This window comes from Thermoflexus sp., assembly GCF_042408365.1.
Classification (GTDB): domain Bacteria; phylum Chloroflexota; class Anaerolineae; order Thermoflexales; family Thermoflexaceae; genus Thermoflexus.
Window position 1 is genome coordinate 1 of record NZ_JBHOQJ010000272.1, and the last position, 7,042, is coordinate 7,042.

General features: G+C 61.9%; 8 protein-coding genes. 7 read left to right on the forward strand and 1 reads right to left on the reverse strand.

What is annotated here, in order from left to right:
* Positions 1-94: 94 nt before the first annotated feature.
* On the reverse strand, positions 95-1,306 hold the full coding sequence (locus ACFMO5_RS12340; RefSeq protein ID WP_376793056.1) for a ribonuclease H-like domain-containing protein: 1,212 nt from the start codon (positions 1,304-1,306) through the stop codon (positions 95-97).
* Positions 1,307-1,688: 382 nt separating this feature from the next.
* On the opposite strand from ACFMO5_RS12340, the gene ACFMO5_RS12345 reads away from it, so the two are divergent.
* The 7 genes from ACFMO5_RS12345 to ACFMO5_RS12375 all read left to right on the forward strand — a co-directional run.
* Positions 1,689-2,564, forward strand: coding sequence for a sugar-binding transcriptional regulator (locus ACFMO5_RS12345; RefSeq protein ID WP_376793057.1), 876 nt, complete (start codon positions 1,689-1,691; stop codon positions 2,562-2,564).
* A gap of 20 nt (positions 2,565-2,584) precedes the next feature.
* A complete protein-coding gene (locus ACFMO5_RS12350) occupies positions 2,585-3,292 on the forward strand; it encodes a bifunctional 4-hydroxy-2-oxoglutarate aldolase/2-dehydro-3-deoxy-phosphogluconate aldolase (protein WP_376793058.1) in 708 nt (235 codons plus the stop codon).
* Between the two features lie 17 nt (positions 3,293-3,309).
* A complete protein-coding gene (locus ACFMO5_RS12355) occupies positions 3,310-4,236 on the forward strand; it encodes a phosphotriesterase (protein ID WP_376793059.1) in 927 nt (308 codons plus the stop codon).
* 52 nt (positions 4,237-4,288) lie between these two features.
* Positions 4,289-4,591 (forward strand): PTS sugar transporter subunit IIB, encoded by a 303-nt coding sequence (locus ACFMO5_RS12360; RefSeq protein ID WP_376793060.1) that lies wholly within the window; start codon positions 4,289-4,291, stop codon positions 4,589-4,591.
* A gap of 6 nt (positions 4,592-4,597) precedes the next feature.
* Positions 4,598-5,074 (forward strand): PTS sugar transporter subunit IIA, encoded by a 477-nt coding sequence (locus ACFMO5_RS12365; protein ID WP_376793061.1) that lies wholly within the window; start codon positions 4,598-4,600, stop codon positions 5,072-5,074.
* 169 nt (positions 5,075-5,243) lie between these two features.
* A complete protein-coding gene (locus tag ACFMO5_RS12370; RefSeq protein WP_376793062.1) occupies positions 5,244-6,548 on the forward strand; it encodes a PTS transporter subunit IIC in 1,305 nt (434 codons plus the stop codon).
* A gap of 268 nt (positions 6,549-6,816) precedes the next feature.
* The coding region (locus ACFMO5_RS12375; protein WP_376793063.1) for a hypothetical protein at positions 6,817-7,042 on the forward strand (226 nt) is incomplete at its 3' end.

Below are 7,042 nucleotides of genomic sequence, written 5' to 3' on the forward strand. Positions count from 1 at the left end.
GCTGGGCGCGCCCAGCTCCCCTCCCAGTCCCTGTGATCAAGAGAAGAGGCTTTGCCACCCTTCGAAGCCCCATTCGTCCACAGCGCCCGTGACCTCAGGAAGCAAAGGCTCCCCCTTGCTCGGCCCACAGGGGGTTTCCCAGGCGGGCAATGCGCCGCATTAAGCTCTCCCGAAGGCTCCCCCAGCGCTCCGGCTCCGCCTGAAGCTCGATCCGCTCCAGGGCGATCTGCGTCCACCGATGGGCCTCGAAAGGATCCCGCCGGGTGCGCTCGTAGTAGCGGGCGAGCCGGGCCGCCGGCAGCACCTCGTCCGGGAGCTCCAGCGCCCACGCTCGCCAGACCTGCGCGGCCTCCTCCAGACGCCCCATCCGACGCAACAGGGTTCCCAGGGCATGCCACGCCGCTCGGCGCAGCTCCAGATCCCCGATCCCCTCCTCCAGCGCTCGCCGGAACGCTCGTTCCGCTGCGTCCCAGCGGCCGCTTTCTTGATACCATCGGCCCAACTGCACCCAATCCCAGCCCCGAACCGCGGGGTCCATTTCCGGGGCTTCGAACAGATGGGCCAACCGGGCGGCCAGGGTCACCATAGAGAGCACATCCTGACGGTTGTGCGTAAACACCCCTTCCAACGCATCCAGATCCCGGGTCTGCAGGTATGCCCAATAACGGGAGGGGATTTCATAACCTGGCACGTCGTCCGGGGAGCGCTCCAACCCTAACACCGCCTCCTCCAGAGCGGTCAACGCCCGCGAAGGAAGGCGCCGGCGCCAGAGGCGACGGGCGGTCGGCAATAAATCCCAGTGGGGAACATCCAAGCCGGGCCAACGAAGCCGGTGCATGGCGAGACGCATTTCGATTAGGGGAAGATCAAAACCACGCCCATTGAACGTCACCAGCCCCTGGACGCCGCGGGTAAGGGCGAGGAAGGCCTGCCAGAAAGTCCGCTCGGCCGCCGGATCCGCGAGGAAAAGCTGGCGGAAGATCAGGGCCTCGCCCTCCATCCGGGCGAAGCCGATGAGGAAAATCAACGTCCCCGCACCCCCTACCAGCCCAGTCGTCTCCGTATCCAGGAAGAGCACACCATCCGGCAGGATGTCCAACCAATCCGGATGGCCTGCAAGAGTCGCCACAGCTCCCCGCGGGGCCGTCCGCCAAGCCTCCAGCGGGAGATCCCCATGCCATGTGAACAACGGCAACGATTCCTCCCACAGGCGAATCCCGGCCCCCTGCAGTTCCTGAGGTTCCGTTCGATGGGAGCGACTGCCTCGCAGCCGGCGCCAGCGCGCCTCCAGCGATTCCACGCTCATCCTCTTTCAGACAGTTTGAGCGAGGTGCCCATCCGACAACCCTTGCTCCATGAATCATACCCAAATTCTACAAGATTGGACACATAACCGTGTGTGCCCTCGTGCTTCATCCAGATTCGGTTTCGGAAGGACGGATCAGGTGCGCACAGCTCAGAGACCCTTCCCGCTTGACAGCGCCTCATATCTCCAATACAATCGAATCGGACAAAATTGACAATTTCTCACATTTGTTCTCATCCGGTGAGACATGCCCCGGAAACCGTCTAAGTCGCTCAGGCATTTCCAAACGCGAGAAGAGCTGCTCGCTTATGTAGCTGGCCTTTATTATGAGCAGAACTGGAATCAACTCCAGATTGCGAAGACCCTGGGGTTGAGCCGTTCAATGATCTCGCGTCTTCTCAGCGAGGCGAAACAGAAGAAGATCGTTCAGATTTCCATTAACTGGCCTGTGCGGACGGCAAAGGATCTGGAGGATCGACTGGTTGCGGAGTTCGGGTTGCGAGCAGCTCGAGTATTGGATGTGGAGAATCTGCCCTATCCGGAACTGTTAAGCCGGTTGGGAAAGCTGGCCGCTCTAGAGCTGATCTCCCATCTCCGAGATGGAATGACTATAGCAGTCACCTGGGGAGCCACCCTGTGGGAGCTGATCCAGGCCCTTCCCGCCCGGGCTTATCCTCAGCTTCGCGTTGTGCAGTGCCTGGGGGCTCTGGGCGGGAGCCAGCCCTGTGACAGCCCGGCCATCGTTCAAAGGTTGGCCGAAGCGCTAGGCGCCCGGGGCTATTATCTCCCAGCGCCGCTGATTGTGGAGAACGAGGAAACCTGTCAGCAGCTGCTACAGGAGCGAAAGATCAAAGAGGTCCTGGATCTCGCTCGAAAGGCCGATTTGCTGTTAGTGGGAATCGGGACGACGGAAGCCGAGGTCTCCTCTCTAAAGCGCTCCGGATACCTCTCGGATAAAGAGTTGAACGATCTGCGGATGGGGGGTGCGGTTGGTTACATTTGCGCTCGCTATCTGGATCTGAACGGCCGGCCCGTCCCTACCCCCTTTGATCGAAGGACCGTCGGCCTTACTTTGGAGGACATCCATCGGATCCCCTGCGTGTTCGCTGTCGCCGGAGGGGCCCCGAAAGCGAAGGCAATCCACGCCGCCCTGCGGAGCGGCCTGATCGATATCCTCATCACCGATAAAGTGGCCGCTTCGGAGGCGCTCAAAATCTATGAGGAGACCTATCGCCGGAACAGCGTGGCGACCGCCTGATCCGAGCTGGGGGAGACCTTATGCGGGATCTCCACGTAGATCCGATGGAGAATGCTTGCTCAAACGAAGAGGGCCCCACCCTCCAGATCATACAGGCCCTTCAGCGGACTGGCCTAGTCCCGATGGCGGTGGTTGAAACGCCGGACGAGGCGCTTTTTGTCTCGGATGCGCTGCGGAAAGCGGGGGTTCCTTTGATTGAGGTCGCTTTCCGCACTGCGGCCGCGCCGGAGGCGATCCGCGCTCTGCACCAGACCTGCCCGGATATGTTGGTCGGGGCAGGGACGATCCTCAATCCTCCTCAAGTGGAGCAGGCCATCCAGGCAGGGGCTCAGTTCATCGTCTCCCCCGGCTTCGACAGCCAACTGGCGATCCAGTGTCAATCCGCCGGGATCCCTTTCATCCCCGGCGTGGCGACCCCCTCAGAGGTCATGAGCGCCCTGCGATATGGGCTGCGCTTGCTGAAATTTTTCCCCGCGGAGGCGATGGGCGGGGTGAAGACCTTAAGGGCTTTGGCCCCCGTTTTCCCCCACGTCCGTTTCATCCCAACGGGAGGGATCAATCCGCGTAACCTGATGGATTACATCCGTTTGCCGAACGTGATCGCTTGCGGGGGGACCTGGTTGGTCGATCATCCATTGATCGAGGAGCGACGGCTCGAGGATCTGGTCCGCGTGGTGCAGGAAGCCCGCGCCCTCGTTCAGCAGGCGAAGGGAAAACCACGCTTGTAACGTTTAAGGAGGAAGCTGTGGCCGTCATCCGCACGGTTCGTGGCGATATTCCGCCGGAGACCCTGGGGGCTTGCTATGCGCATGAGCATGTGTTTTGCCGCCCACCGGTGGAAGACCCCGACCTGGTCCTAGATAGCGAGACCGCGGCCTTGCAGGAATTGCTCTGGTTCCGGGAGGCTGGTGGCCGGGCTCTGGTGGAGATGAGCCCGATGGATTACGGCCGCGATGTCCAGGCCTTGTATCGGATCTCCCTGGCCACGGGCGTTCATTTGATCGCCGCCACCGGTCACCATAAAGAAGCTTTTTGTGCCCCATGGGTCCAGGATCGGTCCGTGCAGGAGCTGGCGGATCGATTTCTCCGCGAGATCCTCGAGGGGATCGATGGAACTGGTATCCGGGCCGGCGTGATCAAGGCCGGCAGCAGCTTGAACCGGATCACCCCTAATGAGGAGAAAGTCTTCCGGGCAGCTGCCATCGCCCACCGCCATACCGGAGCGCCGATCTCCACCCATACCGAAGCGGGCACGATGGGCCTGGAACAGGTCGCCCTCCTGAAATCCGAGGGGGTGGATCCGGGGAAGATCATCATCGGGCACGTGGATCGCCGTATGGATTGGGAGTATCACCTGGCGTTGGCCCGGGCCGGCGTCTATCTCAGCTACGATCAGATCAGCAAGGAGAAATACGCGCCAGATCGAACCCGCGTTGAGTTCATCAAGCGGCTGATCCAAGAGGGTTATGGGAAGCAGATCTTGCTGGGCGGGGACATGGCCCGCAAGTCTTACTGGCCCAGCTATCGAACCGGGGGCGGCCCTGGGCTGACCTATATCCTGTGGCGCTTTATCCCATGGCTCCGTTCGGAAGGTGTGCCCGAGGAGGCCATCCAGGATCTCCTGATCCATAACCCGGCTCGCGCCCTGAGCATCGAGGCTCCTCCAACATAGCACTTCATCGCTCGGTCTGCCATAGCAATCCTTACCGTGAAGGAGGCAGGCTTTGAACCAGAAGCAACCGATCCGCGTGGTGGCCGCTTGCGGCCTGGGAACCGGCACCGCCCTCTACCTAAAGATGACGGTAGAGGAGATTTTGAAAAAGGCAGGCATCCCGGCGGTGGTGGAGACCGCCGATGCGACCCTCGCCCCTACGATGAACGCCGACATCATCGTCACCGGGCCGGATCTGGCAGAGATGTTCAGCCGGCGGGCGAAAGCTCGGGAGATCGTCTCCATCTCTAACTATGGCAATAAGGCCGAGATCCAGGAGAAGCTGCTGGCCGCTGTTCAGCGTCTCGGAGGGTGAGTTCCTTTGGGCTTTCTGGAAGCATTGAATGGGCGCATCCGGATCCTGAAACGGACGGGCTCCTGGCAGGAGGCGGTTCGGATCAGTGGGGAGCTCCTCGCTGCGGATGGCCTGGTCGTCCCCTCCTATGTGGAGCGGATGATCCGGACGTGTGAGGAGCTGGGCCCTTACATCGCCATCGCCCCTGGCGTGGCGATCCCTCACGCCCGCCCGGAGGATGGCGCCCACGCCTTCGGCCTATCCCTGGTGATCGTCCAGGAGGGAGTCCATTTCGGCTCCCACAACGATCCGGTCTATCTTCTCATCGCCTTCGCCACGCCCGATCGGTCCGCCCATATCGAGTTCCTGCGCCAGCTGGCGGAGCTCCTGGCTCACGCGGACGAGCTGGTTCAGGCTCTCAGGCAATGCGAGAGCGCCGACCAGGCCCATGGACATCTCAAAACGCTGCTCGAGCGCACAGCCGCCGGACGTTTAAGCGAATGATCGCCGGATGACTGCTTCTTCAAGGGGCTCTTGGGGGCAATCTGTCTTGGCGCATTGCCCCATCCTCCAAAGAGTGTTCTCCCCCCTTTCTATACCGCTTCGCGGTGTGGGGAGAGGGGAAGAAAAGCGATCCGACCGTTATCTCAAGAACTGGTTATAGGAGGTCGCCATGGAGCTCCTACGCGAAATCTTAAGTTTCATTCAGAAGTTCATGCAGGAGCCATCCCTCTTCCTGGGCCTGATCGCCCTGCTCGGCTTCCTCCTGCTCCGGGAACGAATCGAGCGAACGATCTCCGGAACCCTTAAGACGGCCATCGGCCTGCTCATCCTCCTGGCCGGCGTCAACCTGATGGTCCAGGCCTTGCTCCCGCTGGGAGAGCTGGCCGGCAAGACGCTCGGCCTGCCACCCGCTCAGATCGAGATCGGAACCCAGAAGATCATCAGCGAACTTGGGATCCAAATCGGCCTGGTGATGCTCTTCGCCTTCCTCATCAACGTGATCCTCACCCGCCTTTTCTCCAACTGGGGGTTCAAATACATCTACCTGACTGGCCACCTGATCTTCTGGAACGCCGTCATCTTCGTCTCCGCCTTCCGCTACCTCTTAGGGTTGGAGGGAGCGGCCCTGGTTGTTGTGGCCAGCATCTTCACCGGCCTCTACCAGACGATCCAGCCGTGGTACACCCATCGCTTCGATCTCTTCGTGAATGAGGGGAGCGGGTTCGTCCTGGGCCATTCCTCGTCACTGACGGTTCTAACAACCGCCTGGCTGGCGCGGCTCTTCTCCGGTGGGGGGAAGCGGCGGGTGGGCGATATGGAGGCCATCTACTTCCCCCGCGCCCTGGAATGGCTGCGGGAGCCCATGCTGCTGATGGCCGCCACCTTCTTGATCGTCTACATTATCATGGCCGCCGCGAACGTCAGCTTCGTGACCGAGGCGGCGACCAAGGCCGGTAAGCATCCCATCATCTGGGTTCTGCTGCAGGCGCTGAACTTCGCCGCTGGCTTCGCCATCCTGATCATGGGCGTCCGGATGATCATCGCCGAGCTCATCCCCTCCTTCAAGGGGATCGCCGAGCGGATCGTGCCGGGCGCCATCCCGGCCCTCGATTGCCCCCTCTTCTTCCCTTACGGCCAGGTGTCGATGGCCTATGGGGGCCTGATCGGGATGCTCACCATGGTCGTGGTTTCCCTGATCTTCGCTGGAGTTCGCTATCCCTTCTTCATCTTCGCCCCCACGATGTCCGTCTGGTTCCATGGGGCTACAGCGGGCGTCTACGGGAATAAATACTGGGGGATCCCAGGTGCCATCCTCGGCGGCGTGGTCGCCGGGGTTCTGATGGGGGTCGGCCAGGCCCTGATGTGGCCCGTGATGGGTTTCGCCATCGGGGACTTCTTCAGCTGGGCCTCGGACACCGACTATGTCCTCTGGCCGCTGTTGATCGCCCTCATCGGCCGCATCCTGGGCCGTTGAGCCGCCGCTGGGCGCTCGAGCCCAAGGGGGGAGCGGAGGGCTTCACGCCGCTCCCCCCTTTTTCAGCAGAAGTTCCGCCGTTCGGAGCCCGCGAGAGGGGTTGACAGCTGCTGCTGTCTTTGTTGTCATCTGTTACAGTCCGTCGGTTCTCTCCCATTCAGCGAGAACCAAGCCGATGGGAAGGACCGGTGGCCAAAGGCCGCGCCGCATTGGCGGATCGATGGGTGGGCCGCCCGGAAAGGGCACCCCACGCGATCCGAAGGATCACATGGCCCCCCAAAAAGCCCTACCGCGCGTTCCGCGGGAAGGGACGCCGGTGGAGATCGGCGCTGCGGCGGAACGGTGGGCGACCACCGGTCGACGAGCACCCGGTCGAGGAAGCGGGAAGGGACCGGTCATCGATGGAGCCCATCGGGATGAAATAGATGACGATGTGTCACAGAACGGTGAAAGGATCCACCTCGGTTTGGGGGCGGAGCGGGGCGCCTTTGGCG